The organism is Vibrio sabulosilitoris (genome assembly GCF_055391395.1).
Genome location: NZ_AP029599.1, coordinates 200,985 through 227,349 on the forward strand (window position 1 = coordinate 200,985; position 26,365 = coordinate 227,349).

A 26,365-nucleotide genomic window follows, 5' to 3' on the forward strand; every position below is an offset into this window, starting at 1 on the left:
GATGTCTATTCAAGCACTAAAACCTAGCGATCGCACGATTGAGATCGTAACCAAAATCCTTTTGGTGGCACTAGCGATACTGCTGATCATCTCGGCGATCATCACGGTATTTCCGTTCTTCTGGTCAGCCCTGCTGTCGACTCGTGACCGTAGTGAAATCTTCGGCACTGGCATCAGTCTCGCGATGGGCGATAGCCTGTCGTACAACTACCAGCGCCTATTGGAAATCATGCCGTTTTGGCAGGCGATGTTTAACTCCATCTACGTCGCTTTCCTCGGCACGACTGTCTCACTGCTGTTCTGTAGCATGGGTGGCTATGCCTTTGCCGTATTTAAGTTCAAGGGTAAGAACGTCTTGTTCGGCATGCTTGTGGGCTCGATGATGATTCCGCCAGTACTGAGCCTGATCCCGTACTTTATGATTGTTAAGTTCCTGGGTTTGCTCGACAACCACCTTGCTGTATGGCTTCCGTTCACCACCACGCCATTTGGCATCTTCCTGATGCGCCAACACGTGGTGGCTTCTATTCCAAAGGAGCTACTTGAAGCGGCCAAACTCGATGGCGCGGGCGAGTTTAGAACCTACTGGAGCGTAGTACTGCCACTGATGAAACCTGCGCTGGCCACTCTGGCGATCGTCCAGTTCGTGTTCTTCTGGAACATGTTTATGCAGCCGCTTGTGGTACTGACCTCACCTGAAAACTACGTGATCACTCAGGCGCTGCGCAGTGTGCAGGGCATTCCAAACACGCCATGGGGCGCGGTCATGCTCGGCACCACTATCTCAATTTTACCACTTGTCACTGCTTATCTGTTTGCGTCTCGCCAGATGATCAGCGGCCTTACGTCAGGCGCGGTTAAGGGTTAATAAGAACATCATGAACAAATATCAACTACCACAAGATTCAAAGCTGCGTACCCCTGAGTTTGTCTTCGGTGTCGCGACCTCTTCCTATCAGATCGAAGGGGGAGTGAAGGAAGGTGGTCGCACACCATCGATTTGGGATACCTTCTGCCAGCAGCCTGGCAAGGTCAATAACGGTGATAATGGCGATGTGGCCTGTGACCACTATCACCTGTGGAAACAAGACATCGAGATGATCCAAGGCTTGGGCGTGGATGCTTACCGCCTATCGATTGCTTGGCCACGTATCTTGCCACGCGACGGTGAAATTAACCCTGAGGGTCTCGCGTTTTATGAGCAGATCATCGACGAGTGTCATGCTCGTGGACTCAAGGTGTTTGTCACTCTATATCACTGGGATCTCCCTCAATATCTTGAGGATGAGGGCGGCTGGCTTAATCGCGACACGGCCTACAAATTTGCTGAATATGCCGATGTCGTTAGTCGTCATTTTGGCAACAAGATTGAGGTGTACACCACACTCAATGAACCCTTCGTCGCTGCTTTCCTTGGCTACCGCTGGGGTGAGCATGCGCCGGGCATCAAGGGCGAGAAAGAGGGCTTTTTGGCCTCGCATCACCTAATGCTGGCACACGGTTTGGCGATGCCAATCCTGCGCCGTAATGCGCCTAAAGCCAAACACGGCGTGGTGTTTAATGCCTCACCTTGCTACCCATTGACGCCTGCAGACCAGGCAGCCGCCGATTACTGCGATGCTGAGAACTACCACTGGTTTATCGACCCAGTACTAAAAGGCCAGTACCCGGACGCAGTATGGCAAAAACGCAATGACGTCATGCCTGAGGTGCATGACGGTGACCTTGAGATCATCAGCGCTCCAGTCGATTACATTGGGATTAACTACTATACCCGCGGCGTCGCGCGCCTCGATGAGAATGGCGAGATTGAGAAGTTTAATTCTCCAGATGTCGAGCGCACCTTTATTGGCTGGGAAATCTATCCGCAGGGTCTGCGCGACCTACTAATCCGTCTTGACCAACGCTACGCCAACCTGCCGCCAATTTACATCACAGAGAATGGCGCGGCTGGCAATGACCGCGAGGTGCAAAACCAAGTCAAGGACGAGCAGCGCGTGCGCTACTTCCAAGGGCACCTGGAAGCGGTTGACCAAGCTATTAAATCTGGCGTGCGTGTCGATGGCTATTTCGCTTGGAGTCTGATGGACAACTTCGAGTGGGCCTTTGGGTATTGCCAACGCTTTGGCATCGTCCACGTCGATTACAAAACACAACAAAGAACACTAAAACAGAGCGCAATCGCTTACCGCAACATGCTGATGGAGCGCGCTGAGGAGCACAACAATGGCTAAAGTAGAATTCCGTAATATCAAAAAGTCTTTCGGCGATGTTCACGTAGTAAAAGAGTTCGATTTCACAGTTCAAGACGGTGAGTTTGTCGTTTTCCTTGGTCCTTCAGGCTGTGGTAAGTCCACAACCCTGCGCATGCTAGCGGGCCTTGAGAGCATCACCTCAGGTGAAATCTACGTCGGTGGCAAGCTGATGAACAAGGTTGACGCCAAAGACCGCGACCTTGCGATGGTGTTCCAGAGCTACGCGCTGTATCCCCACATGACGGTATACGAAAACATCGCGTTTGCCCTCAAACTTAAAGGTATGCCTAAAGAGCAGATCGATACCGAGGTGCGCAAAGCGGCGAAAATGCTTGAGCTTGAACCACTGCTTAACCGTAAGCCGAAAGAGCTTTCAGGTGGTCAACGTCAGCGTGTGGCGATGGGTCGCGCGATGGTGCGCACGCCAAAAGTCTTCCTCTTCGATGAGCCGCTGTCTAACCTTGATGCCAAACTGCGTGGGGTGATGCGTGAAGAGATCAAGCAGCTCCACCGCGAGCTGAAAACCACCACCATCTACGTAACCCACGACCAGATTGAGGCAATGACGTTGGCGGACCGCATCGTGATCCTCAAAGATGGCTATGTCGCTCAGGTTGGCACGCCGACTGAGGTGTTCCAGCGCCCTGCAAATAAGTTTGTCGCTCAGTTTATCGGTAACCCATCGATGAATATGCTCAATGCCGAGCTTAAACAGAAAGAGGGGCAATGGCAGGTTGAGGTTGGCGATCTTCATATCCCACTGCCGGCACGCTTTGAGGCGCAAGCAAAACACAACACTGAGCTGTTCTTTGGTGTGCGCCCAACTGATATCCACCTGCGTGCTGAGCAAGTCGACCACGACCGCGTACTGCCAATTCCAGTCAAGATCAAAGACAAAGAGCTGCTTGGTGCCAGTATCCTGCTTAAGACCGAGATCGCGGGCCAGCCACTGATGATCGAAACGCAAGCAGCGGAGGTCGACAGTGATGAGATCACCTTGTACCTCGACCTGGATGCGATTCACCTATTCGACTCGGAAAGTGAGCAGTCACTAGCAAGCTAACCACCAGCCAGTAATTGATTGATTAGGCTCCTCTGAGCAGAGGGGCCGAGGATAGTAATGATGAAATTTGGATATTTCGACGATAGCAACAAAGAATACGTAGCAACCACACCATGCACGCCAATCAAATGGTGTAACTATGTGGGCACCCTAAATTTTGGTGGTCTGGTTGATAGTAATGGCGGTGTTTTATTGTGTAAGGGCGACCCTGCGCTAAACCGCATCACTAAGTACATCGCTCAACTACCAAACTCTGATTTTAAGGGCTCAACGGTTTACCTTAAGGTCAAAGACAGCAGCGGCAAAGAAGAGGTATTTTCACCCTTCTTTACCCCTACCCTAAAACCGCTAGACAAATTTGAAAACCACACGGGTCTATCGTACACCCGCATCGTCTCTGAGGCATTTGGCGTGCGCTGTGAGGTGACCTTCTTTGTACCAAGTGATCAAGAAGTGCTGCTTGAGGATATTAAGATCACCAACATCAGCGGCGGTGAGCTGCATGTCGATGTGGTGCCTGTGTTTGAGTTTACCCACTTCGATGCCCTTAAGCAGTTGTTGAATGCGGACTGGGTTCCGCAAACCATGACACTGAAAGCGCACCAGCATGGCGAGCACACCGTCCTTGAGCAGTACGCATTTATGAAGCGTGACTATGCGGTTAACCTAGTGACCGCTGATCGCCCAGCAACCTCTTTTGAGGGTGACCGTGCTAAGTTCTTGGGTGAATTTGGTTATGGCAGTTGGGCCGCGCCACAAGCGTTAGCCCAAGACGAGCTCAATAACAGTGAGTGCCTGCGTGGCGATAATATCGCAGCCCTGAATCTACGCCTTGGCTGGCTCGCGCCAGAGCAAACTGAGCGCACTGTGGTGCAACTGACTCAGCAAGACAGCGTCGATGCGGCTAAACCACTACTAGAGAAGTACCGTAACCATGGTGCGGTTGACGAAGCCTTCGCGAACCTTGGTCGTTTTTGGGACAACTACCTAGCAACCGTGCAGGTAGAGACGCCAGATCCAGCGATGAACTCGATGCTCAATGTTCACAACCCGCGCCAGTGCCACACCACCAAAAACTGGTCGCGCTACCTGTCCCTGTATCAGCTCGGATTCGGCGCGCGTGGCATCGGTTTCCGTGACTCATCACAAGATACCCTGGGCGTTATCACCCACATGCCAGAAGAAGCGCGTGAGTTTATCGAGCGCCTATTGTCCGTGCAAAACACCAACGGATCTGCGATGCACCAGTTCTTCCCATCGACGATGGAAGCCAACGCCGGTGACTCACGCGAGGAGGAAGATCGCCCAGATTACTATGGTGATGATCACCTGTGGATTATCTATGCCGTCACCCAATACGTGAAAGAGACCGGTAACGCCGACTTCTTGGATAAGGTGATCCCTTACTACCAAAAAGATGCCGCAGGGAATCCAATTGAGCAAGGCAGCGTGTGGGATCACCTGTGTCGCTCGATTGACTTTACTCAAAACAACAAAGGCGCACACGGCTTACCTCTGCTTGGTTTTGCTGACTGGAATGACACCGTCAACCTGCCAACGGGCGCGGAGTCGATGATGGTGGCAAGCATGTTTGGTAAAGCGCTCAACGATATGCTGGATCTGTGCAAGTTGCGTGGTGATGATGCTCTTGCTGAGCAATTTGCCAACTACTACACCGAGATGCAGCAGACCATGAACGAGTGTGGTTGGGATGGCGAATGGTATGTGCGCTACTTCGATGAGCAAGGTCAGCCTATCGGCTCGCACACCAACGAGCAGGGCCAGATCTACACCAATGGTCAAAGCTGGCCGGTGATCTCAGGCTTTGCAACTCCTGAGCGCGCTACGCAAGCGCTCGACTCCGTGTACAGCAAGCTTAATACCGCTAACGGTATCAAGCTGTCGACTCCGGGTTACAACGGTTTTGATCCACAGCTGGGCGGCGTGTCCACTTACCCACCGGGCGCGAAAGAAAATGGCGGCATTTTCCTTCACTCAAACCCTTGGGTCATGATCGCCGAGACCATCATGGGCAATGGCGATCGCGCTTATGAGTACTATCGTCAAATCAACCCAGCCTCGAAGAACGACAGCTTAGATAACTTTGAGTCAGAGCCATACTGCTACCCACAAAATATCCTGGGCGATGAGCACCAACAGTTCGGTCTTGGTCGCAATGCTTGGTTGTCGGGTACCTCATCGTGGACCTATGTCGCGGGCACACAATGGATCTTGGGGATTCGCCCTGATATCGATGGCCTGATTGTCGACCCATGTATTCCAACCGAGTGGCCGGAGTTTAAGGTACGTCGACAGTTCCGTGGGGCGGTTTATCATATCCACGTACGCAACCCGAACCAGGTGAGCAAGGGTGTGATGGAGATGCGCGTCAATGGTGACCTGATTGAAGGTAACAAGGCGCCTGTATTTACCTCAGGTGAGCATCAGGTTGAGGTCGTACTGGGTTAATCCGTTGCCCTCCCCGCTGCCGGGGAGGGCAATAGAATTAGCCGTGATAGATGGCCTGACAGTGCCACTCAAGGGTTTGTGTTTTACCGGGCTTAAGTACCAGCAAACCAAACCCGTTGTTAAACACATTAGCGGGACAAGTCATAGGCTCGACCGCGATACTCGACTCACTTGCTGGTGTATAGAGCTGGATAAATGGATAGTGGGCATCCTGGGCAAAATGCAAACAGGCTTTGTCATCGGTTCGCGAAAGCGTCAACTTGGCATCGGATGAGGAGTCAAACTCGAAGCAATGGTTCAACTCATGCCCCTCGATTGAGATCGCTTGAGTGAATTGATCAAAGGGGCGCTTCTCACCTGTTGGTAAGTCTTGCTCATGCAGCCACTCATGACAAGGTGACATGTTAAGTAGCAATTCTGAGCGCTCTACGCCGAGAGAAAAATAAGGATGCCACGCGTCGCCAAAGGGCAAATCGGAAGCGCCTGTATTGGTGATAGACGTGCGGCAAGTTAGCTTGCCCGAGGTATTAATAACGAACTCAACCTCCAGCGTGAATGGAAACGGGTAGCCCGGATTATCCAACTGACTGGAGACAAAACTTAAGGTCACGCTCGCTTGCTCAACATTCGCGTCAGTGACCTTGATATGAAAAGGCTGGTTGTAGAGCAGGCCATGTACGGCATGCTCTGACCAAGGGAAATTAGCCGCAAGCTGATAAGACTGACCAGCAAACTGATAACGACCAGAAGCGAGGCGATTGGGAAACGGAAATAACTTAGCACTGCGAGAGAAAAACGGGTGCGTATCGAGCAAATCTTGATGGTCTCGATACCCGGCGATAAAAGAAAATGGGCTATTAGAAACAACAAAGCGATTAATTATCGCACCAAAGCTCGCAATAATATCCAGTTCAATTCCGAATTGGGCATTGGCTATGTTTATTACTTCCATTCCCTCATGGTCGTTAATATTTATTTTAAACATGACTGTTACTCCTCTTTTTAAAGATAGTAACAATAAAAAAAAGAATTTGGCAATCTGGATAGTAATATGAAAAATACAATTCCTTACACAAGCTATTTCGGTGATGCAAAAAGTCTCACCTCGAAAGGAGACGCGGTCGAGTTTATTCAGCCTTGGTACACCCCAATCTCGACAACCCCAGAAAACACGGGCATGGCTATCGGTGGCATTGGCAGTACCTTCACCCTGACCCCTAATGGCGACACGCCTAACTTTAGCTTTATCCCCGGTATTTTTATTGATATCTCTGATGAGCATATTCACTTAAACGACTTTTATGCTTCAGTGGCAAGCCCTATCTCTATCGAACAAATAAAAATTAAATCCGAGACAGAGGTGCGAGCATACTTAAATTACTACCCGGCGTTATTCTCTGGAGCTGAAATTCATAACAACACATCAGTAGACTTATTAGCAGAATTAAAGTCCTGTCTCTTGAAGGGTATTTTTTATCAAGAAAACCAATCTCGCTTTGCTCGCTGGAATATCGAGTTTAGCTCACGAACCCTCGCCGCTATTGCAACTGACCCCGTCGGGCTCGAAACCCAGGTATTGGTGGCCATGGATTTCTTCAGTGGACTGCTGATTAATGCTTCTGCTTCGGCAATGCAACTGACGGCCAATGGTAACAGTCAAGTCCCATCGGTTCCTGCTGAAGAGATCGTCTATCGCGCCCTGTACCCAATGGCTGAGTTTCAATACCACAGCTTTGAGCAGGTGAGCATCAAGCGTAAGGTGGTCTCACCAACGGTCAAAAATGACGCTAAGCTATGTAGCCTACCGACACACTGGAACCACTTTGAGCTGACTAACCGCAGCGCTGAGCCAAAAACCGTGACCCTTGTCCAGCCTTTGCTTAACCTGATCGGCTCGACTTATCGCAAAGGCCGTGAGGGCATCCAAGATTCGTTTTGTACCCTGACACAAAATCCAATTCAGCAACACCACCAGCAACTGGATCTAGAGCAAGGCGATGAGCATTATTGTGGCGTGTTGATGACTAGCCAGTCTCCATATGGTGCAGACATCGAGGGTGAGGTCAATTTTGGCGTCGTAACCAATCCAGAGCTCATCCAGCAAGGCAAGGTGTGCATCACTACTAAGCCATCGATGTACGCCACTCATATCGAGCGCGAGGTAACCAATGCCCTTCTGACCGGACGCACCAACCAGAGCTTTGACAAAGGTATCTATTCTGGTCGTGAAGCCTTAGCGGGACTGGCTGTGATCAGTGTCGAGCTAGCGCCGCATGAAACGCTAGAACTTAGGTTTGTTCAAACCATGGATCATGCCAAGATCCACCTGGGGGACTGGCAAAGCAGTAAAGCCTACAGCCGCTTTTTCAGTGGATCACAGCGATCCACGCAGATCACTCAAGCATTGTTGGGTCAATTCGAGACGATCGAGGCTCGCATTGTTGAGCAGCAAACCCAGTTTCTCACTCAAGCGGGGCAGCAATACCGTGATGCCGACAAAGTGCAGCGCTATGCCACCATGGCGATGAACACCCTCTCGTTCCTCGCGGAGTCTACGGTATGGGATGAGGAAAACAAATTCTTGGTCAAAGAGTGTGTGGATTACCCATTCTTTAACTCTCTCGACGTGTACTTCTATGGATCATTTGCCCTGCTCTATCTGCTGCCTGAGTTAGATGGTTGTGTCATGGAAGAATTTGCGCGCGCTATCTTGGCTGAGGATCCGACCCAACGCCGCTACTGGGAATATGAAGACAAGCCCTATGCTGAGCTCATCGACCAGAAATACCAAGGGACTCGCGCAGTGCGCGGCGCAGTGATCCATGATCTTGGTAGCCCATTTGACATTCAGCCGGATGCGTATAGCTGGCACAACGTCAAAGAGTGGAAAGATCTGGCGCCAAAATACATCTTGATGGTGCTGCGTCATTTTAAAAAGACCGGTAATCGTCAGGTTGTTGAGAGCTGCTGGCCGGCAATCAAGGCGAGCATTGAGTATCTTGAAAACCTCATCGAGCCTGGTGATGTTCTGCCGCTGACTCGTGGCACAGACGACACCTTCGACAATCTCTCGTCTCATGGCATCTCAATCTACTGCGCTAGCTTGTGGTCGGCGGGGTTGCGTGCAGCGTCTGTACTTGCGGAACTGATGAATGAACCTGAGCTCAGTATTGAGTGGGCAGAGAAGTCACACGCCGCCCTTGAAGAGCTTGAAGCCAGCCTGTGGGATGAGCAGCAAGGTTACTACCACTTCTTTGTCACTCCGGTCCAAGCCAAACACTTGACGGGTGAAGGGCTCGATGGCTTGCGCCGTCTGGGCATCGAGGCCACTGGCGATCAAATCATCGATAAATCTCTGATCAATTGCTATCTCAACCAAAGAGACGACCTGAGCATCAGTAAATGCGAAGAGCGCCTGACCAAGAAACGCAGCTTGAAAGAGGTGGCCGCTGAAGCGTTTACCAGTGAATTCGAGGCTATCGTTGAGCTCGACTCTGACAACAGTTTTGGCGATGCCCTACTCGCAGATAGCTATCTACAGTTGATTGGTGAGCCTAGCCTACTGCCACAAGACAGAGTCCAGCGCGCACTGGGCTTTATTGAGCGCACCAACTTCAAGATCAACAGCCCCAAGATTGGTGTGGCGAACATGACCTTAGCGAACGGTCTTCCTCATCATGCTTTCCAAGCGCAAGACGTATGGATTGGCGTGCAGTTCAGCGTCGCAACGGCACTGCAACTGGCTGGAATGCGCGACCAAGCAGAGCAACTGATTGACACGACCTATCGCGCGCTCTACCAGTTAGCTCGGATCCCATTTGCCGCACCAGAGGGTTTTAATGCCTCGGGCGTCGTTAGCGCAGAGCTCCTGGCGCAGACACTTGATCTGACCTTTGAGCAGGCTGAGCTGTGGATCTCTGCCCTTAAAGAGGATGATTATCTGCTCAGTGATGGCAGGGTCAATCCACATATGAGCCAGAGCTTGCCTGATTTCCAAAATCAGTTTGGCCCGAAGGTCGAGGAGACACTTTCCTCCATGCTATTTCAAACCCTTAAAGCAACGGGGCTGAAATACACCGCGGGGCGTTATTTCCGTCCTGGGATGATCTTTGCCTATAGCTATCAAACCGCATAAGCCACTTACTGAGGAAAGGCTTAATTAGCCAACTGGGTCTCATTTTGTACCCCCAAGCTTGCTTGGGGGTTTTACGTCCGACACCCTAGAGGTAACGGTCTCCCCCATCTAACTAGAAGACCGAAAACCAGGAGTGAACATAGTGAAAAAGAAAAAAGCTCCGACGGTCTATGATGTCGCTAAACTTGCTGGCGTCTCCCCAAGCACCGTCTCTCGTTACTTAAACCGGACCACTTACGTCAGTGATGAGAAGAGTGAAAAACTCGAGCAAGCGATTAAATCGCTTGGCTACAAACCAAGCCAACCCACCGCCTCTCACCGTCATCGTCGCTCGATGACCATTGGGGTGTTGATCCAACATCCGGACAGTCCCTTCACCAGCCGTATCCTTAACGATATGGAGAAGACACTGATCGCCAAAGGCTACTCGCTGGTCATTGCCACTGGGCACTGGCAAAAAAACTTGGAGAATCACGCCCTCGACTACCTGGCTAAAAGTCATGTCGATGGGGTGATCATCGTCACCGGTGACATCAAAACCGAGCTTATCTGCCAGTTCGCTGAGAATATTCCGGTGGTGGCAGTCGGGTACGACATCAATGCGCGCAATGTCCACAGCATCACCATCGACAATGAGCTCGGTGGCTATATGGCAACGCTGCACCTGCTTCAGCAAGGCCATGTCAATATTGCCCACATTAAGGGGCACAGCTCACAACCCGACTCAGCTGCCCGCTATCACGGTTATCAGCGTGCGCTGGAGGAAGCTGGGATAAAAACCATGCCAAAGTTAGTCAAACAAGGCGACTTTAGCTGTGAGTTGGGCTATCAAAAAACCGTTGAGCTTATCGAGTCCAAGGCGCACTTTAGCGCACTATTTGCCGCGAATGATCAAACGGCTTATGGTGCAATCAAGGCGCTGCACGATAATGGCTATCGAGTCCCCGATGATGTTTCCGTAGTTGGTTTTGATGATCTCCCAACCTCTCAGTACTTTACCCCGGCCCTGACAACCTTACGCCAGCCAGTAGAGGAAGTTGGCGTGGTATGCGCGCACTCAATTCTGAACCTTCTCAATGGTGATGATGCCGAGGCTCGCCTTCCTCCAATTGAGCTGATCGTGCGTCAAAGCACCAAATCAATCTATCGCCGCCCAGCAGACTCGACGAGGCTGCGCTCTACTGTTCCCATTGACTGAGAACGACGCAACAACAAAAAGGGTCAGCACATGGCTGACCCTTGAGAAGGTTGATTTATTCTTGGCGTGGGTTAGAGCAAAACCAAGTACAGCATAAACAACACTGACAGTGCGTAGATAACTGGGTGAACTTGTTTGCCCTTGCCAGCCACCACCATAGAGAAGGCGTAGCTGATAAAGCCCATTGCCATACCGTTTGCTGGCGAGAAGCTCAGAACGGTAAACATAATGGTAAAGAATGCTGCTATACGTGACTCTTTTTGCTCCCAGCTGATCTGACCTAAACGACCAATCATGTAGATACCCACAACCACCATCGCCGGTGCAACCATTGCTGCCGAGAAGATAGAGAAGACAGGGTAAAGGAACAGAGATACTAGGAATAAGCCTGCTACCGTCACCGCCGCTAGACCCGTTTTCGCCCCCTGAGCAGACGCGATACCTGATTCAGAGAATGCCGTGACCGAGGTCGTACCTAGCACCGAACCGATAACCGTACCACCAGCGTCCGCGACCAACGCAGAGCGTGCGTTCGGCACTTTGCCATCTTTATCAATGATGCCCGCATCACGGCCCACACCAACAATGGTGCTCAGGCCATCAAAGAAATCAACAATCAGAAAGATCACCACGATAAACAGCAGGTCAAATAGCTTTTCTGCGGTAAAGCCGGAGAAATCGAAGATCGCACCAAAGCTTCCCGCCATGCTTGGTGGCACAGTCACTAGGGTCTCAGGAATTGGCGCGTTTGAGGTGCCCATGAAGGCATCCGCAATGACGGTTAAGATAATGGCAGAGACAAACGAGATAAAGGTCGCCAACTTAATGTCACGGATCATACAGCCCAGTGCGACAAAGATACTGATGTAAGCGATGATCACTTGTGGGTCAGAGATGTTGCCCATGCTTACCAAAATAAATGGGTTAGAGACGATGATACCAGCGTTTTTCAGGCCGAGAAACGCGATAAAAAGACCCAGAGAAACGGTGATCGCGAGCTTAAGATCCTCGGGAATCGACTCAATCATCGCTTTGCGGATCTGCGTCATCGATAGGATCAGATACAGCACGCCCGAGAGGAAAATACCGAATAAGGCTTCATGCCATACCAGCGCCACAGAGCCACTGAACAGCATGCCTTTAAAGAAGCCGTTCATACTCATACCCGGTGCCAACATCACAGGGTAGTTGCCGAACAAGCCCATAATTAGGGTTGCCAGTGCCGCCGCCAGTGCGGTTGCCGTGAACACGGCACCACGGTCCATGCCAGGGATATCGCCAAGGATTGCAGGGTTGACCGCTAGAATGTAGCTCATTGCCAAAAAGGTAATGAAACCTGCGTAGATCTCGGTACCTATAGTTGTCTTACGCTCAGACAGCTTGAATCTGGTATCGAGAAATGAAGAGGGAGTGGGCTTTGCAGCAGATTCGAGACTCACAATAAAACCTATGTTATTAAGTTGATGTGGTATCGCGCCCTATATGCCGCCATGCTGTGCCAGTCGTAGTCACCAGGGTAGGCCCAGTGGTAGAAACGTCAGATCCAACTCATCTGACATATACAACGCGATAGAATTTAGTCGCGAATTTTATCGAGATAGAGCAAAAATTCAACAACTTTTGCAGTTTGATGACAATAAAAAAACACGATAAAAATCAAACCACTGAAATTTAAGCAATCGTTTGCTGGGCTTTGTTCGTGCTATAACTCGCTGGTTGTAAGCCATCGGATCTTCACTTGTGAATCTGCGCCAACCTATGCTACCCTTCGCGTCCATTTTTTAGCCTACGGCTTCAGTCAGTTATCAGGCTGTATGCTATCTTTATCTCAGTAATTTCGGTTGCTGAACACCTTGACTAATCAGAGCGAGAAGATGTCCATGGCCAAAGGTACTCTTTATATTGTTTCTGCACCGAGCGGCGCAGGTAAATCGAGCCTAATTTCAGCGATGCTTGAAACCAACCCAACTTATGCGATGAAGGTATCGGTTTCTCACACGACTCGCGGTATGCGTCCAGGTGAAGAAGATGGTGTGCACTACCACTTCGTGCAAAAAGAACACTTCGAAGAGCTTATCGAGCAGAGTGTGTTCTTGGAGTATGCCGAGGTGTTCGGTAACTACTACGGCACATCACGCATCTGGATTGAAGAGAATCTGGATAAAGGCATTGATGTCTTCCTTGACATCGACTGGCAAGGCGCGCGTCAAATCCGCGAACAGATGCCACAAGCGAAAAGCATCTTTATCCTGCCACCATCGAATGGTGAGTTAGAGCGCCGCCTAAACACCCGTGGTCAAGACAGTGATGCCGTGATCGCTAAGCGTATGGCTGAAGCGAAATCAGAAATCTCACACTACAATGAATATGATTACGTCATTGTGAACGACGATTTTGATACCGCGTTAATGGACTTTAAAGCCATCATTCGTGCTGAACGTTTGCAGCACGATAAGCAAGCTGCAAAATACAAAGGCATGCTTGACGCGCTATTGGCCGACTAAGTCTATATTTCCTCTAGCAAGATCCTTTTGATGCTTGTATAATTTCTCGTCACACTAAATTTTAGTTAACTATTTTGGAGTTCTCATGGCACGCGTAACTGTTCAAGACGCTGTTGAAAAAGTTGGTAACCGTTTCGACTTAGTTCTTATTGCGGCTCGCCGCGCTCGTCAAATGCAAACTGGTGGTAAAGATGCACTAGTGCCAGAAGAGAATGATAAGACAACGGTTATCGCTCTACGCGAAATCGAAGAGGGTCTTATCACTAAAGAAGTTCTGGATGCACGTGAGCGTCAAGAGCAACAAGAACAAGAAGCAGCAGAACTAGCCGCCGTAAGCAGCATTGCTCACAGCCGTTAATCTGCACTACTGAACCCCTCTTTCAGTAAGTAAAACCAGTCGGGCCCATAATTTGTATCTTTTTGATAGCCTCAAAGACGTTGCCCAAGAATACCTAACAGAGCCTCAAATTGAGGCTCTGCGTCAATCTTATGTGGTAGCGCGTGATGCCCATGAAGGGCAAACCCGCTCTAGCGGTGAACCGTACATCATTCACCCTGTTGCCGTCGCTCGTATCTTGGCCGAGATGCGCCTCGATATCGAGACCTTGCAAGCAGCCCTGCTGCACGACGTCATCGAAGACTGTGATGTCACCAAGGAAGAACTTGAGGCACAATTTGGTAACGCCGTTGCTGAATTGGTTGATGGTGTTTCCAAACTCGATAAACTCAAATTCCGCGATCGAAAAGAAGCTCAGGCTGAAAACTTTCGTAAGATGGTGCTTGCCATGGTGCAAGACATCCGCGTTATCCTGATCAAGCTGGCTGACCGTACGCACAATATGCGCACGCTTGGCGCCCTGCGCCCAGATAAAAAGCGCCGCATCGCGCGTGAGACGCTTGAGATATACTCTCCTCTGGCACACCGCCTCGGTATCCACAACATCAAAACTGAGCTCGAAGAGCTGGGTTTTGAAGCGCTTTACCCAAATCGTTATCGCGTGCTCAAAGCCGTGGTCAAGACCGCGCGTGGCAACCGTAAAGAGATGATCCAGCGTATCCACAGCGAGATCGAGGGCCGCCTGAGTGAATTTGGCGTAACCGCTCATGTCTTTGGTCGAGAAAAAAACCTGTTCTCCATCTACAACAAGATGAAAACCAAAGAGCAGCGCTTTCATACGATTATGGACATCTATGCGTTTCGTGTGGTTGTCACTTCTGCCGATGATTGCTATCGAGTCCTTGGCCAGGTCCACAGCCTGTACAAGCCGCGCCCAAGCCGAATGAAAGACTACATCGCGGTGCCAAAAGCCAATGGCTATCAATCGCTGCATACCTCGATGGTAGGGCCTCATGGGGTGCCTGTTGAGGTACAGATCCGTACTGAGGATATGGATCAAATGGCGGATAAAGGTGTGGCTGCACACTGGTCGTACAAAGACAAAGGCGATCGCTCCGGCACCACGGCGCAAGTCAAAGCCCAACGCTGGATGCAGAGCCTCCTCGAGCTACAGCAAAGCGCTGGTAACTCGTTTGAGTTCATTGAAAACGTAAAATCGGATCTGTTCCCAGATGAGATCTACGTCTTCACACCAAAAGGACGTATTGTTGAACTACCTCTTGGCGCAACTGCTGTCGACTTTGCCTACGCTGTACATACCGATGTCGGTAACTCCTGTGTGGGTGCACGCGTTGACCGTCACCCGTATCCGCTGAGTAAGGCACTGAAAAACGGTCAAACCGTCGAGATCATTAGTGCCCCAGGAGCAAGACCTAACGCCGCTTGGCTCAACTATGTTGTGACATCACGTGCGCGTACGAAGATCCGTCAGGTTCTCAAAACCATGCGCCGCGAAGAGTCAGTTAGCCTTGGCCGTCGCCTGCTCAATCACGCACTGGGTCGCCACTCGATTGACTCTATCTACCCGGATAATGTTCAAGGAGTGCTTACTGACCTGCGCCTAGAAACGGTGGATGATCTGCTGGCAGCCATCGGCCTTGGCGAACTAATGAGTATCGTCATTGCCCGTCGCCTACTCGGTGACACCGATGAGCTGACGACCACCAGCTCTTTGCCTTCAGATACCAACAAGAAGCTGCCGATACGTGGTGCAGAGGGGATCCTACTGACGTTTGCCAACTGCTGTCACCCGATCCCGGATGATCACATTATCGCTCACGTCTCACCCGGACGAGGCTTAGTTGTCCATCGCGAGACCTGTCCAAACGTTCGCGGCTATCAGCGTGAGCCAGATAAGTATATGGCCGTCGATTGGTCTGAAGATTATGACCAAGAGTTCATCTCTGAGCTGCAAATCGATATGCAAAATCGTCAAGGCGCTTTAGCTGAGCTTACCAACGTGATCTCTAAGACAGGGTCAAACATCCACGGTCTCTCAACCGAAGAGCGCGATGGTCGACTCTATACTGTTACTGTTCTGCTCACGACCAAAGATCGCGTGCATCTCGCCAGTATTATGAAACGAATTCGCGTTATGCCTGACGCACTAAGAGTTCGTCGAAGAAAACACTAACTAAATCAGAGCAGCGGTCACGCTGCTCTGTTGTTTCTCCCCTCGCAACTGATCTGCAAGTACTATGAATCCTGAACGCTATCAAAAAATCCAGCAAGTCTTTAAGCAACGTCAAACCGATCTCACGGTGTGCCTTGAAGAAGTCCATAAGCCCAACAACGTGTCTGCCGTAATCCGTACTGCAGATGCAACAGGCCTGCACAAAGTTCATGCGGTTTGGCCTGATGAGAAAATGCGCACCCTGACCCACACCTCGGCAGGAGCTCGTAACTGGGTAGAAGTTGAGACGCACAACTGCACGGCAGAGGCGATTAAAAGCCTCAAAGAACAAGGGATGCAGGTTTTGGTTACCAACCTGTCTGAAACCGCAGTAGACTTTCGCGAGATTGACTACACCAAGCCAACTGCCATTATTCTTGGTGGTGAGAAATTTGGCGCCTCTGAGCAAGCAAAACAGCTCGCCGATCAGGACATCATCATTCCTATGGTAGGTATGGTTCAGTCGCTTAATGTTTCTGTCGCCAGCGCGGTGATTCTTTATGAAGCGCAACGTCAACGTGAAGCGGCTGGTATGTATAATAATGAGCACAGCTCGGTACCTGAAGAAACCATTCATCGCACCTTGTTTGAGCGCGGCCACCCAGTATTGGCCAAAGTGGCCAAGCGTAAAGGCTTAGCTTACCCGCCACTGGATGACGAAGGTCAGATTGTCGCTGACAAGGCCTGGTGGGCCGAGATGCAAAAAGGCAATTAGATCCAGCCACGCTCGGCAAACGAGGTCACCTCGCCATCACCAATAACAAAGTGATCCAGAATACGAATATCAACCAGCAAGAGTGCCTCGACCAAGCGCCTGGTTAAACGGCGGTCTGCTTGGCTTGGCTCAGCCACACCCGATGGGTGGTTATGAGCCAGTATTAAGGCGGCAGCATTGTGGTGAAGCGCTCGCTTCACCACCTCTCTAGGATAAACGCTCGCCGCATCAATGGTGCCCTCAAACATCACCTCATCACAGATCACTCGGTGCTGATTATCGAGAAACAGCACGACAAACGCTTCTCGCGTTCGGTCGCGCAACAACCCCGACAGATACAGCTTGGTTTGTACTGGGCTGGTTAACGCCTCGCCACGTTGCAGAGTCTCTGCCAGGTAGCGCTGGGTCATCTCTAGCACTGCCTGCAACTGAACATACTTTGCTTGCCCAAGCCCTTTGTGTTGACAAAAACTCGGCTCGCTAGCAGCAAATAAGGCCCTTAGAGACCCAAAGTCTTTGAGCACTCTATCGGCGAGCTCGAGCACGCCAACACCCGAGGTGCCAGTGCGCAGGAAAATAGCCAGCAGCTCGGCATCGGTAAGCGCGCTAGGCCCGTGGGATAGGAGTTTTTCCCTTGGCATCGACTCTTTAGGTAGAATAGGAGGATCCCCAAGCACGGTTATCAGTGAGTAAGAGTCTAGTGACTCGGTTGCCAGCCGATGAACAATTAAGCCCATTTTATAACTCAGCTCACACGGCCCAGTTTAATCCATTGTTTATTGAGTTAGAGCAAATCCGACTCGCTTCGCTTAACGAACTACTGACGGAAGCTAGGCACTGCAATGACAAAAGTGCTATCTTAGCGCCCAGAAATTTAAAGGAATTACTCATTATGTCGACACTAGCTGGTAAAAATATCCTGCTTGGCATTAGTGGTGGTATCGCCGCTTATAAATGTGCTGAGCTCACCCGACGCCTCAGCGAGCGAGGCGCCCAAGTTCAAGTTGTGATGACCAACGCGGCCAAAGAGTTTATCACGCCACTGACGCTACAAGCCGTATCAGGCCGACCTGTCTCTGACAGCCTATTTGACCCTGCTGCGGAAGCATCGATGGGACACATTGAGCTGGCCAAGTGGGCTGATCTGGTCCTGCTTGCTCCAGCAACCGCTGATTTGATCGCACGCATGTCGGCAGGCATGGGTAATGACTTACTCACCACACTAGTTCTCGCCACAGAGGCGCCTGTTGCGATTGCTCCAGCGATGAATCAGCAAATGTATAGCAATGTTGCGACTCAAGAAAACATCGCGACCATGGCCCGTCGTGGCGCCATAATTTGGGGACCTGCTGCCGGTGAGCAAGCGTGTGGTGATGTCGGCATGGGCCGTATGCTTGATCCTATGGAGCTCGTCGCTCACTGTGAAGCATTCTTTGCCCCGAAGCTACTCGAGGGTAAATCTGTCACTATCACAGCAGGGCCAACCCGTGAAGCGATTGACCCTGTGCGTTATATCTCTAACCACAGCTCGGGTAAAATGGGCTTTGCCCTGGCAAAAGCGGCGCACCAGCTTGGCGCTAAGGTCACCCTGATCTCAGGTCCTGTCTCCCTGTCTACTCCAGCAGGTGTGCGCCGAATAAATGTTGAAAGCGCTCAGCAAATGTATGACGCATCACTAGCGCAAGCACCTGAATCTGATATCTTTATTGGCTGCGCAGCGGTTGCAGACTATCGCCCTCAAACCGTTGCCGAGAATAAACTAAAGAAAGTCGATGGTCAGGACGATATAGCTATTAGCATGGTGAAAAACCCAGACATCATTGCGAGTGTCGCTCATCTAGAAAACCACCGACCATTTACGGTGGGCTTTGCAGCTGAGACACAAGACGTAGAGTCCTACGCACAAAGCAAGCTAGAGCGAAAAAAACTCGATATGATTTGTGCCAACGATGTCTCTATCGCAGGCCAGGGCTTTAACAGTGACGACAACGCGATTACCGTGTTCTCAAGCGAGGGTAAGCAGTCACTAACCCTTGCGTCAAAAGAGCGTATTGCGAGCGAGATTTTGACTCTTATCGCTAAAAAACTATAAACCTCATTAAGCAGTAAAAGGAATACTTGCATGGCTGGGACCAAAAAAAGTAACCGTAAAGAAGAAATACTCCAAGCCTTGGCACAAATGCTCGAGTCGGCCGACGGTGCGTCTCGAATCACAACCGCCAAGTTAGCCAAGCAGGTTGGCGTATCGGAAGCGGCGCTTTATCGCCACTTTCCAAGCAAGGCGCGTATGTTTGAGGGCCTGATCGAGTTTATCGAGGAGTCGCTGATGTCGCGCATCAACCGTATCCTTGATGAAGAGAAAGATACCCTGATGCGTATCCGTATGGTGATGCAGCTGATCTTGGTTTTTTCTGAGCGCAATCCTGGCCTAACTCGAATTCTGTCAGGCCATGCACTAATGTTTGAGAACGAGCGACTACGCGATCGTATCAATCAGCTGTTTGAGCGTATCGAGACTTCACTGCGTCAGATTCTGCGTGAGAGAAAGCTGCGAGAGAATAAGTCATTCCCAGTAGATGAGAAGATCTTGGCCGCACAACTGCTCGGTCAAGTCGAGGGCAGTCTCAATCGCTTCGTGCGCTCAGACTTCAAATATCAGCCAACTGAAAACTTCGAAGAGTATTGGTCGCTGCTTTGCGCCCAGATTAAATAAATCGTATGGAAAAAAGCAAATATCCTGCCCCACAATTTAGCCTTAAGCTTTTGCACCCCAAGAACTGGGGAGTTTGGCTTGGTTTTGGTTCACTGGCGATTCTGGTGAATATTCTGCCCTACCCTTTGCTGCTCAAGTTGGGTCGCACGGTGGGGCGTATCGGTATGCGTTTTGGTCAAGGGCGTGTCGCTGTTGCCAATCGCAATCTTGAGCTTGCCTTTCCCGATATGCCGCAAACAGAGCGCGATGAGCTGGTTCGAGATAACTTCGCGAATACCGGCCTTGCGTTGATTGAAACGGGTGTAACGTGGTTTTGGCCAACTTGGCGTTTTAAGCGCTTGCTGGTAGAGAGAGATATCTCCGTAGTGCGCGATCACGCCCAGAATGGTAGAGGCGTACTGTTATGCTGTGTGCATGCCCTCAACCTTGAGATCACGGCTAGGGCATTTGCAGTGCTCGGCGTGCCCGGCTATGGGGCATTCCGTCCACATGATAACCCGGCGTACAACTTTATTCAGTACTGGGGACGTACGCACAATAGCAATAAGCTCATCGACCGCAAAGACCTTAAGTTTATGATCAAAGTACTTCGCCAAGGTGGGCGACTCTTCTACTTGCCAGATCATGACTACGGGCGCAACAAATCGGAGTTTGTGCCATTCTTTGCCGTTGAGGATGCCTGCACTACCACCGGCACGAGCATTCTGGCTTATACCAGCAATTGCGCTATTGTCCCTGGCTCAGGCTTTCGTAATGCCGACGGCCAATATGAACTGATTGCCGATCAGTCTATTGAGCAAGATTATCCGCAAAAAGATATGAAGGCGGCAGCAGCCTATATGAACAAGTACGTAGAAATGCTCATCATGCGTGCGCCTTCACAATGGATGTGGCTGCACAAGCGCTTTAAAACAATGCCTGATGCCAACACGCGCAAAGGTATTCGTTATCAGTAAGCAGCTCAAACAAAAAAAGGTATCCAATCGGATACCTTTTTTTGTTAGTCATTTGAATTCAGCTTAGATGCCGTACTCAGCGCGGTAAGATTTTACAGCCTCAAGATGCTCAGTATTGTCACCCTTCTCTTCAAGGAAGGTGATCAAATCTGTCAGGCTTACAATCGAGATAACCGCACATCCAAAGTCACGCTCGACCTCTTGGATAGCAGAAAGCTCACCCTTACCCTTCTCTTGACGGTCGATAGCCACAAGTACGCCCGCTAGGTCAGCGCCGTTAGCCTTGATAATTTCCATCGACTCACGGATTGCCGTACCCGCTGTGATCACATCATCGACCAGCATAATGCGCCCTTCAAGTGCACTACCGACTAGGTTACCGCCTTCGCCGTGATCTTTGGCTTCTTTACGGTTAAAGCAGTAAGGAGTGTCAGTGTCGTGATGGTCTGCTAGTGCAACTGCCGTAGTTGTAGCAATTGGGATACCTTTGTACGCAGGGCCGAATAGTACATCATAATCAATACCTGAATCCGCCAGTGCCGCTGCGTAGAAGCGACCTAGACGTGCAAGGTCACGACCAGCGTTAAACAAGCCAGCGTTGAAGAAATATGGGCTCTTACGGCCAGACTTCAGCGTAAACTCGCCAAACTTCAAAACTTCTTTCTCTAGTGCAAATTCAATAAACTCACGCTGGTATGCTTTCATTGGTTTCTCTCTAAATAGATCGTTGTTAGTCCGAGGGAGACTAACCGGGTTACAAATCTCTCAAACAGCAGTAAAGACGACGTTTGAGATAAAAAAATAGCCCCCATAACGGGAGCTATAAGAATTAGTCAGCAAGTGCCGCTTTTTGAGCCGCAACAATCTCAGTAATACCTTTCTTTGCAGAGGCTAATAGCTCCATTAGCTCTTCATGGCTAAACGGTTCGCCTTCTGCTGTACCCTGGATCTCAATCATCTTGCCTGCTTCAGTCATCACCACATTCATATCGGTATCTGCAGCAGAGTCCTCAACGTACTCTAGGTCACAAAGAACATTTTCACCCAAAATACCGACAGAAACTGCGGCAACATGTCCTTTCATCGGGTTAGCTTTAAGTTTGCCACTCTCGACTAGGTGTTGGAATGCATCCGCCATTGCGACGCTAGCACCAGAGATAGAGGCCGTACGCGTGCCGCCATCAGCTTGAATCACATCACAGTCAACAGTGACCATGATTTCGCCCATTGCTTTTAGATCAACAACCGCTCGCAAGCTGCGCGCGATAAGGCGTTGAATTTCCATTGTACGTCCACCTTGCTTACCACTTGCAGCTTCTCGACGTGTGCGAGAATGGGTAGCGCGAGGTAGCATGCCATATTCAGCAGTCACCCAACCTTTGCCCTGACCTTTTAGCCAGCGAGGCACATTTTCCTCAACGGTCGCATTACAAAGTACTTTCGTGTTACCAAATTCAACTAAAACTGAGCCTTCCGCGTAAGCGGTGTAGTTGCGAGTAATCTTAATAGGACGAACTTGATCTTTAGCACGATCGTTTGGACGCATGGACTAATACCTTATCGAGTGAGGTGTGGGTTTAATTGGTGCGGATTATAGCGGAATCACAGCCAATTCGCTAACAGATTGCGGAATATGCAATTGACCTATCACAGTGGTCAACGCTTCTAATCAGGATGTGCTAGTATTGCGCTGTTAATTTTCAAAAGATTAAATAGGAAAATTCGATGATCTTCAGTATGACAGCCTACGCCCGTAAAGAGGTGAAAGGCGATTGGGGTAGCGCGATTTGGGAAATCCGCAGTGTGAATCAACGCTACCTAGAAACTTACTTCCGTATGCCTGAGCAGTTTCGCGGCCTTGAGCCGGTATTGCGTGAGCGATTCCGTAAACGTCTGGCGCGCGGTAAAGTGGAATGTGCACTGCGTTTTGAGGCAAACCCAGCGGCGAAGGGTGAGCTAACTATCAACGAAACGCTAGCAAAACAAGTCGTTGACGCTGCCAATCAAATTATGGGGATTACCGGTGAATCAACCCGCCTTAACCCATTCCAAGTCATGCAGTGGCCGGGTGTAATGGAAACGCCAGAGCAAGATATGGATGCAATCAATACCACCCTGCTTAGCGCCTTTGACGAGGCATTAAGTGAGTTCATTGAAGCTCGCGGTCGTGAGGGTGAAAACATGAAGGCACTGATTGATCAGCGCCTTGAGGCAATCACTGCAGAAGTGACCAAAGTCCGTGCACGTATGCCTGAAATTCTCGACTGGCAGCGCGAACGTCTACTCAACAAGTTTGAAGATGCCAAGGTTGAGCTAGAGCCAAGCCGTGTAGAGCAAGAGCTTATCTTGTTGGCACAAAAGTCAGACGTGGCAGAAGAGTTGGATCGTCTTGATTCACACGTCAAAGAAGCCACAAATATCCTAAAGAAAGGTGGCGCTGTAGGTCGTCGTCTCGACTTTATGATGCAGGAATTCAACCGTGAATCGAACACCCTCGCCTCTAAGTCTATCAGCACAGATATCACGGCATCAGGTGTAGAGCTTAAAGTCCTTATCGAGCAGATGCGCGAGCAGATCCAAAACATAGAATGATGTTTTTCTAGATTTCAGCCCGTGCGCAATACTACATAAGAGTCCGTATTTACGGGCTTTTTTATACATATAATGGATTAATATCCTTCTTTTAGACTTAGGTTGCGCGTTATCTAAGGCGATGATGAGTGCCCCTGAACACCATAATCCACCACATCACACATTTATTGCTCGTCCATGCATTTTACTGTACGGAGAAATACACCAGTCAGAGATCTGCACAAAGTTACTTCGTCGGCAGCAGCCTGAAGACCTTTTGGTGGGCTCACAACTTTTCAATCAAACCTAAACCAACTTTTTACTAACATCATTTGGTCGGCTTTTATTCTCATCGTTTAACGCAAATCACTTAACCGACTTAACAGCGCTTTGCGGCTATTGTTCGCCACAACAAAGCGCTTAAAACTATGTTCAAATGCCACCATATCGTTTTTAAACTGATAAGCTTCAGATAACTGATGCAAATAACGTGATGCTGTATCATACCCACTGGCGCAAGTTCGTTTGGCTTGGGCTTGTGCCTGTTTCCAGTAGTGCTCACGCTGGTTATAGATATCCGCCAACATTTTGTCTCTTTCCGCTTTTTCAATCGCTAATTTCTTTGCGAGCGCTGCGGCTTGCTCTTGTTGTAACTGGCTTTGCGCTTGTTCGATGAAAGGGGAAATCAGGTCGGGCGTTAACCAATACTGATAGGGCTCGTCTTTTTTGGCTGGTTCTTTTCGCATCAGTGCTAAGGCTTGATGACGGGTCAACTGGCCTTGCTCAAACAGAGCGCGTAATAGCGTGTCTTTCTCTGCTTCTGAGAGATTATGGAGCCACGCATCAAATTGAAACTGGATTTGTTTGGCTTGGTGACTTGGATGTTCGTTCAGCACCAAAGCTAATGCCCTAGCCAATGCTAAAGGAATATCATACAGCGTCGCAAACGCCTGCACCTCTTCACTGAGGTGCTCAAAATCAAATTGAATTAAAGGTATTTCCTCAAGTTCGTCATTACAATCAGCGGCTTTGAGCCACATAAAGTACACCAGACGCCAATTCCCTTGGATTAACTCGCTGCGTAAAACAGCTAAATGCTGGAAAAAATTGTCAGCATGTTCATCGTCAAAATATTCGTAATATTCCTCAAGAGAAAAAATCAGCAACTGGCGCTCATCGCTTTGAGACACATGAAGCTCGTCACTTGAAAAGCCAAGTAACGCATCGGGGAGCGTTCCAGCGGGTAGCTTGATGTAAACATTGATTGAACCCCAATTAGCATAATAGAAACCGATGTCGAAGTGCTTTAGCATCAACTCGGATGGTTCCGCCTTTATGTCACTGTAGGTGTAAGACACCTGAAAGGACGTAGCGTTGATCTCGGCACGACTTGAAGTGGCCCTAAGTGATTGGCGCGCTTTAGAATCTAAACAACCATCCAGCCGCTCGAATCTATAGTATTGATATTCGCTCACGATGACCTGACTATGTGTTTATTGTGAATTGAAAAGTTTGTTTTAACAAAGGCTGTAACTGAACCTCTCTGGCGACGGGTTCAGCGTTTATATAACGTCTTGGGTCTATGGTCATAAATCCCCAAAACTGCAAAAATCGCTCAATAAATCGAGATTCGATGAGCATGCTTAAGTTTCTTTCTGGCGAGAAGTAATCATCCTTTGGGAATGCCAGCAATAAATCGGGGAAAGCTGTCATCACCTCTTTAATAAGCTGATCCATACTGTTGTGGCCTTGAATGCGCCACATCATAAATAGCCAAAAGGTTCGCAAGTCGACATCAAACTCAAAACCATCCAAATAGCCCCAGTTATACTTGCTGATAGCGGCCTCTAACATAGGTTTAAAAAACGCCTGGATACCTAAAGCCTGATACTGTTTTTGCGCTGATTTTTTCACATGGTAGCGACCGCTACGTCGATAAATAATGCCACTAATTTCAGCAAGCACTCGGGTGTAGTGCAAGGCATTAAACTTGTCCTCGTTGCTGCCTGCAAACTCGCTGAGACTTATATCACATTCGAATTGAGCAACGGCAAATTCAGGCAATAACTCACTGGCCTGTTTAACCAACTTAGCTGGTAAGTTGCCTTTACTCGTGGCTCTGAATGAGCCTTCTTGTGCCATGGCCTCATCAAGAATTAAGGCAAGATAACGCATCACCGGACTAGCAGAAAGATCGTCTGGAGTGCTGATTGTCACCCACTGTAATTGTCCAAAAGGCTCATAAAGCCAATTGGCCATTTGCGTTGGTGTCATGCCACAAAAGTCAGGATGACGTTGATTATTGCGCTCCTGAACTTCGTGTTGTAAAGCTGCGTTCAGTTCATCAAGACTTAAATTTGGGTTCATTACCAGCATGGCTTCGACATCATCGAAGACTTGGGCGTGTTGCTTGGAAGCGTTGCTCATACAACAACGTTTGAATTTTTTACCACTACCACAATGGCAAGGATCGTTTCGACCGAGTTTCATTGCAGCTTCTCCTTATTGTTGTAGAAAAAGCACAGCATTTTTTTGTTTGCGCTAATCCAGTGTTTTAGTTATCGCAGCTACTTTTGTTTTGCTGATCCCTTGTTGCTCTGCGAGATAAGTAAATAGGCTGATTGCTTGTGCTACTTAATCAATAACTAGCCTTGAATCATGCCAAACCCCATATCCAGCACATGCTGCTAGTTTTTGCGTTACCTTACGCGGCGGCGCTTTACCATAACCGCCAATTACGGTACCGTCTTTGTAAATTGGATGCGAATTATAACTGACATCAAAAAAAGGCGTGCACTGCCATTGGCCATCCTCCGCTAGAAAATGCCCTGTTTTTACTGTGATCGTCTTGGTTAGACGACAACAGGTTAAAAATCGCATAGAGAAGTTATAGCTGTCCGGCAGCTGGAGGTTTACTCAGCTGACGGCTAGCTTTGATTAAGTCAATGTAATCTAAACTTGGAGTTCTGAAGTCTGCATCCAGCTGCCCGAAGGTACTGTGCATATGCAAGTTACCTGAACAGGGCTTGTTGCCTAAATTGGTCTATTCAGTGGCATAATCAAAATATCTAATTGCAATCAGGCAGGCGCACCGCGTGTATTCGCTGCTTCAATGAGCTGCCAGATTGGTACTTTGCTCGTTCGGCAATTTGCAATGGCCAAATGGACACAGTTAAGTCTACAATAGCAAAAGAAACATGAGAATGGATTAACCTG

Annotated in this window: 21 protein-coding genes and 1 riboswitch; of the genes, 14 read left to right on the forward strand and 7 right to left on the reverse strand. The window is 49.5% G+C overall.

The window, feature by feature from the left end:
• The first annotated feature begins 1 nt into the window (after position 1).
• The 4 genes from ACZ5R2_RS01090 to ACZ5R2_RS01105 are packed head-to-tail and all read left to right on the forward strand — an operon-like array spanning position 2 to position 5,787.
• Positions 2-868: a carbohydrate ABC transporter permease gene (locus ACZ5R2_RS01090; protein ID WP_438460602.1), complete on the forward strand. Its 867-nt coding sequence runs from the start codon at positions 2-4 to the stop codon at positions 866-868.
• A 10-nt stretch (positions 869-878) separates the two neighbouring features.
• Positions 879-2,234: a GH1 family beta-glucosidase gene (locus tag ACZ5R2_RS01095; protein WP_464900424.1), complete on the forward strand. Its 1,356-nt coding sequence runs from the start codon at positions 879-881 to the stop codon at positions 2,232-2,234.
• A complete protein-coding gene (locus ACZ5R2_RS01100) occupies positions 2,227-3,318 on the forward strand; it encodes an ABC transporter ATP-binding protein (RefSeq protein ID WP_464900425.1) in 1,092 nt (363 codons plus the stop codon). The genes ACZ5R2_RS01095 and ACZ5R2_RS01100 overlap by 8 nt, the downstream gene beginning before the upstream one ends.
• 57 nt (positions 3,319-3,375) lie before the next feature.
• Positions 3,376-5,787, forward strand: coding sequence for a glycoside hydrolase family 94 protein (locus tag ACZ5R2_RS01105; RefSeq protein ID WP_464900426.1), 2,412 nt, complete (start codon positions 3,376-3,378; stop codon positions 5,785-5,787).
• Between the two features lie 37 nt (positions 5,788-5,824).
• Here the strand turns inward: ACZ5R2_RS01105 and ACZ5R2_RS01110 are convergent, their stop codons facing one another.
• Positions 5,825-6,772 (reverse strand): aldose epimerase family protein, encoded by a 948-nt coding sequence (locus tag ACZ5R2_RS01110; protein WP_464900427.1) that lies wholly within the window; start codon positions 6,770-6,772, stop codon positions 5,825-5,827.
• A gap of 66 nt (positions 6,773-6,838) precedes the next feature.
• On the opposite strand from ACZ5R2_RS01110, the gene ACZ5R2_RS01115 reads away from it, so the two are divergent.
• A complete protein-coding gene (locus ACZ5R2_RS01115) occupies positions 6,839-9,922 on the forward strand; it encodes a GH116 family glycosyl hydrolase (RefSeq protein ID WP_464900428.1) in 3,084 nt (1,027 codons plus the stop codon).
• 139 nt (positions 9,923-10,061) lie between these two features.
• Positions 10,062-11,120, forward strand: a complete 1,059-nt coding sequence (locus ACZ5R2_RS01120) for a LacI family DNA-binding transcriptional regulator (RefSeq protein ID WP_464902400.1) — start codon at positions 10,062-10,064, stop codon at positions 11,118-11,120.
• Between the two features lie 71 nt (positions 11,121-11,191).
• Here the strand turns inward: ACZ5R2_RS01120 and ACZ5R2_RS01125 are convergent, their stop codons facing one another.
• Entirely contained in the window at positions 11,192-12,559 is a 1,368-nt protein-coding gene (locus ACZ5R2_RS01125; protein ID WP_464900429.1) for an NCS2 family permease, read from the reverse strand.
• A gap of 46 nt (positions 12,560-12,605) precedes the next feature.
• A riboswitch (purine riboswitch) is annotated at positions 12,606-12,705 on the reverse strand.
• A gap of 295 nt (positions 12,706-13,000) precedes the next feature.
• Between ACZ5R2_RS01125 and gmk the strand changes: the two genes are divergently transcribed.
• The 4 genes from gmk (at position 13,001) to trmH (ending at position 16,909) form a co-directional block, all read left to right on the forward strand.
• Positions 13,001-13,624, forward strand: a complete 624-nt coding sequence (gene gmk, locus ACZ5R2_RS01130) for a guanylate kinase (protein WP_464902401.1) — start codon at positions 13,001-13,003, stop codon at positions 13,622-13,624.
• Between the two features lie 85 nt (positions 13,625-13,709).
• Positions 13,710-13,982: a DNA-directed RNA polymerase subunit omega gene (rpoZ, locus tag ACZ5R2_RS01135; RefSeq protein ID WP_164647124.1), complete on the forward strand. Its 273-nt coding sequence runs from the start codon at positions 13,710-13,712 to the stop codon at positions 13,980-13,982.
• Positions 13,983-14,034: 52 nt separating this feature from the next.
• On the forward strand, positions 14,035-16,155 hold the full coding sequence (gene spoT / locus ACZ5R2_RS01140) for a bifunctional GTP diphosphokinase/guanosine-3',5'-bis pyrophosphate 3'-pyrophosphohydrolase (protein ID WP_464900430.1): 2,121 nt from the start codon (positions 14,035-14,037) through the stop codon (positions 16,153-16,155).
• A gap of 64 nt (positions 16,156-16,219) precedes the next feature.
• Positions 16,220-16,909, forward strand: a complete 690-nt coding sequence (gene trmH, locus ACZ5R2_RS01145; protein ID WP_464900431.1) for a tRNA (guanosine(18)-2'-O)-methyltransferase TrmH — start codon at positions 16,220-16,222, stop codon at positions 16,907-16,909.
• On the opposite strand, the gene radC is transcribed toward trmH, so the two are convergent.
• Positions 16,906-17,646, reverse strand: coding sequence for a RadC family protein (gene radC, locus ACZ5R2_RS01150; RefSeq protein WP_464900432.1), 741 nt, complete (start codon positions 17,644-17,646; stop codon positions 16,906-16,908). The two genes, trmH and radC, sit on opposite strands and share 4 nt — an antisense overlap.
• 155 nt (positions 17,647-17,801) lie before the next feature.
• Here radC and coaBC point away from each other — a divergent pair, with 155 nt between their 5' ends.
• From coaBC to lpxL, 3 genes are read left to right on the forward strand one after another with little or no spacing between them, the layout of a single operon-like run.
• A complete protein-coding gene (coaBC, locus tag ACZ5R2_RS01155) occupies positions 17,802-19,001 on the forward strand; it encodes a bifunctional phosphopantothenoylcysteine decarboxylase/phosphopantothenate--cysteine ligase CoaBC (protein ID WP_464900433.1) in 1,200 nt (399 codons plus the stop codon).
• 30 nt (positions 19,002-19,031) lie between these two features.
• A complete protein-coding gene (gene slmA, locus ACZ5R2_RS01160) occupies positions 19,032-19,622 on the forward strand; it encodes a nucleoid occlusion factor SlmA (RefSeq protein WP_438460613.1) in 591 nt (196 codons plus the stop codon).
• Between the two features lie 5 nt (positions 19,623-19,627).
• The gene (gene lpxL / locus ACZ5R2_RS01165) at positions 19,628-20,578 is read left to right on the forward strand and encodes an LpxL/LpxP family Kdo(2)-lipid IV(A) lauroyl/palmitoleoyl acyltransferase (protein ID WP_464900434.1); all 951 of its coding nucleotides are present in this window, start codon (positions 19,628-19,630) and stop codon (positions 20,576-20,578) included.
• A 63-nt stretch (positions 20,579-20,641) separates the two neighbouring features.
• Here the strand turns inward: lpxL and pyrE are convergent, their stop codons facing one another.
• On the reverse strand, positions 20,642-21,283 hold the full coding sequence (gene pyrE, locus ACZ5R2_RS01170) for an orotate phosphoribosyltransferase (protein ID WP_464900435.1): 642 nt from the start codon (positions 21,281-21,283) through the stop codon (positions 20,642-20,644).
• Positions 21,284-21,407: 124 nt separating this feature from the next.
• Positions 21,408-22,124, reverse strand: a complete 717-nt coding sequence (gene rph, locus ACZ5R2_RS01175) for a ribonuclease PH (RefSeq protein WP_438460616.1) — start codon at positions 22,122-22,124, stop codon at positions 21,408-21,410.
• Between the two features lie 179 nt (positions 22,125-22,303).
• On the opposite strand from rph, the gene ACZ5R2_RS01180 reads away from it, so the two are divergent.
• Positions 22,304-23,170: a YicC/YloC family endoribonuclease gene (locus tag ACZ5R2_RS01180; RefSeq protein WP_438460617.1), complete on the forward strand. Its 867-nt coding sequence runs from the start codon at positions 22,304-22,306 to the stop codon at positions 23,168-23,170.
• A 335-nt stretch (positions 23,171-23,505) separates the two neighbouring features.
• Here ACZ5R2_RS01180 and ACZ5R2_RS01185 read toward each other — a convergent pair whose 3' ends face one another.
• Both ACZ5R2_RS01185 and ACZ5R2_RS01190 read right to left on the reverse strand, forming a co-directional pair.
• On the reverse strand, positions 23,506-24,624 hold the full coding sequence (locus ACZ5R2_RS01185) for a hypothetical protein (RefSeq protein ID WP_464900436.1): 1,119 nt from the start codon (positions 24,622-24,624) through the stop codon (positions 23,506-23,508).
• Positions 24,625-24,634: 10 nt separating this feature from the next.
• Positions 24,635-25,639, reverse strand: coding sequence for a YecA family protein (locus ACZ5R2_RS01190; RefSeq protein ID WP_464900437.1), 1,005 nt, complete (start codon positions 25,637-25,639; stop codon positions 24,635-24,637).
• Positions 25,640-26,365: the final 726 nt, after the last annotated feature.

Coding starts and splice junctions, on each gene's coding strand:
- ACZ5R2_RS01090 (WP_438460602.1), top strand. CDS start 2: ATGTCTATTCAAGCACTAAAACCTAGCGATCGCACGATTGAGATCGTA.
- ACZ5R2_RS01095 (WP_464900424.1), top strand. CDS start 879: ATGAACAAATATCAACTACCACAAGATTCAAAGCTGCGTACCCCTGAG.
- ACZ5R2_RS01100 (WP_464900425.1), top strand. CDS start 2,227: ATGGCTAAAGTAGAATTCCGTAATATCAAAAAGTCTTTCGGCGATGTT.
- ACZ5R2_RS01105 (WP_464900426.1), top strand. CDS start 3,376: ATGATGAAATTTGGATATTTCGACGATAGCAACAAAGAATACGTAGCA.
- ACZ5R2_RS01110 (WP_464900427.1), bottom strand. CDS start 6,772: ATGTTTAAAATAAATATTAACGACCATGAGGGAATGGAAGTAATAAAC.
- ACZ5R2_RS01115 (WP_464900428.1), top strand. CDS start 6,839: ATGAAAAATACAATTCCTTACACAAGCTATTTCGGTGATGCAAAAAGT.
- gmk (WP_464902401.1), top strand. CDS start 13,001: ATGGCCAAAGGTACTCTTTATATTGTTTCTGCACCGAGCGGCGCAGGT.
- rpoZ (WP_164647124.1), top strand. CDS start 13,710: ATGGCACGCGTAACTGTTCAAGACGCTGTTGAAAAAGTTGGTAACCGT.
- trmH (WP_464900431.1), top strand. CDS start 16,220: ATGAATCCTGAACGCTATCAAAAAATCCAGCAAGTCTTTAAGCAACGT.
- radC (WP_464900432.1), bottom strand. CDS start 17,646: ATGGGCTTAATTGTTCATCGGCTGGCAACCGAGTCACTAGACTCTTAC.
- coaBC (WP_464900433.1), top strand. CDS start 17,802: ATGTCGACACTAGCTGGTAAAAATATCCTGCTTGGCATTAGTGGTGGT.
- slmA (WP_438460613.1), top strand. CDS start 19,032: ATGGCTGGGACCAAAAAAAGTAACCGTAAAGAAGAAATACTCCAAGCC.
- lpxL (WP_464900434.1), top strand. CDS start 19,628: ATGGAAAAAAGCAAATATCCTGCCCCACAATTTAGCCTTAAGCTTTTG.
- pyrE (WP_464900435.1), bottom strand. CDS start 21,283: ATGAAAGCATACCAGCGTGAGTTTATTGAATTTGCACTAGAGAAAGAA.
- rph (WP_438460616.1), bottom strand. CDS start 22,124: ATGCGTCCAAACGATCGTGCTAAAGATCAAGTTCGTCCTATTAAGATT.
- ACZ5R2_RS01180 (WP_438460617.1), top strand. CDS start 22,304: ATGATCTTCAGTATGACAGCCTACGCCCGTAAAGAGGTGAAAGGCGAT.
- ACZ5R2_RS01190 (WP_464900437.1), bottom strand. CDS start 25,639: ATGAAACTCGGTCGAAACGATCCTTGCCATTGTGGTAGTGGTAAAAAA.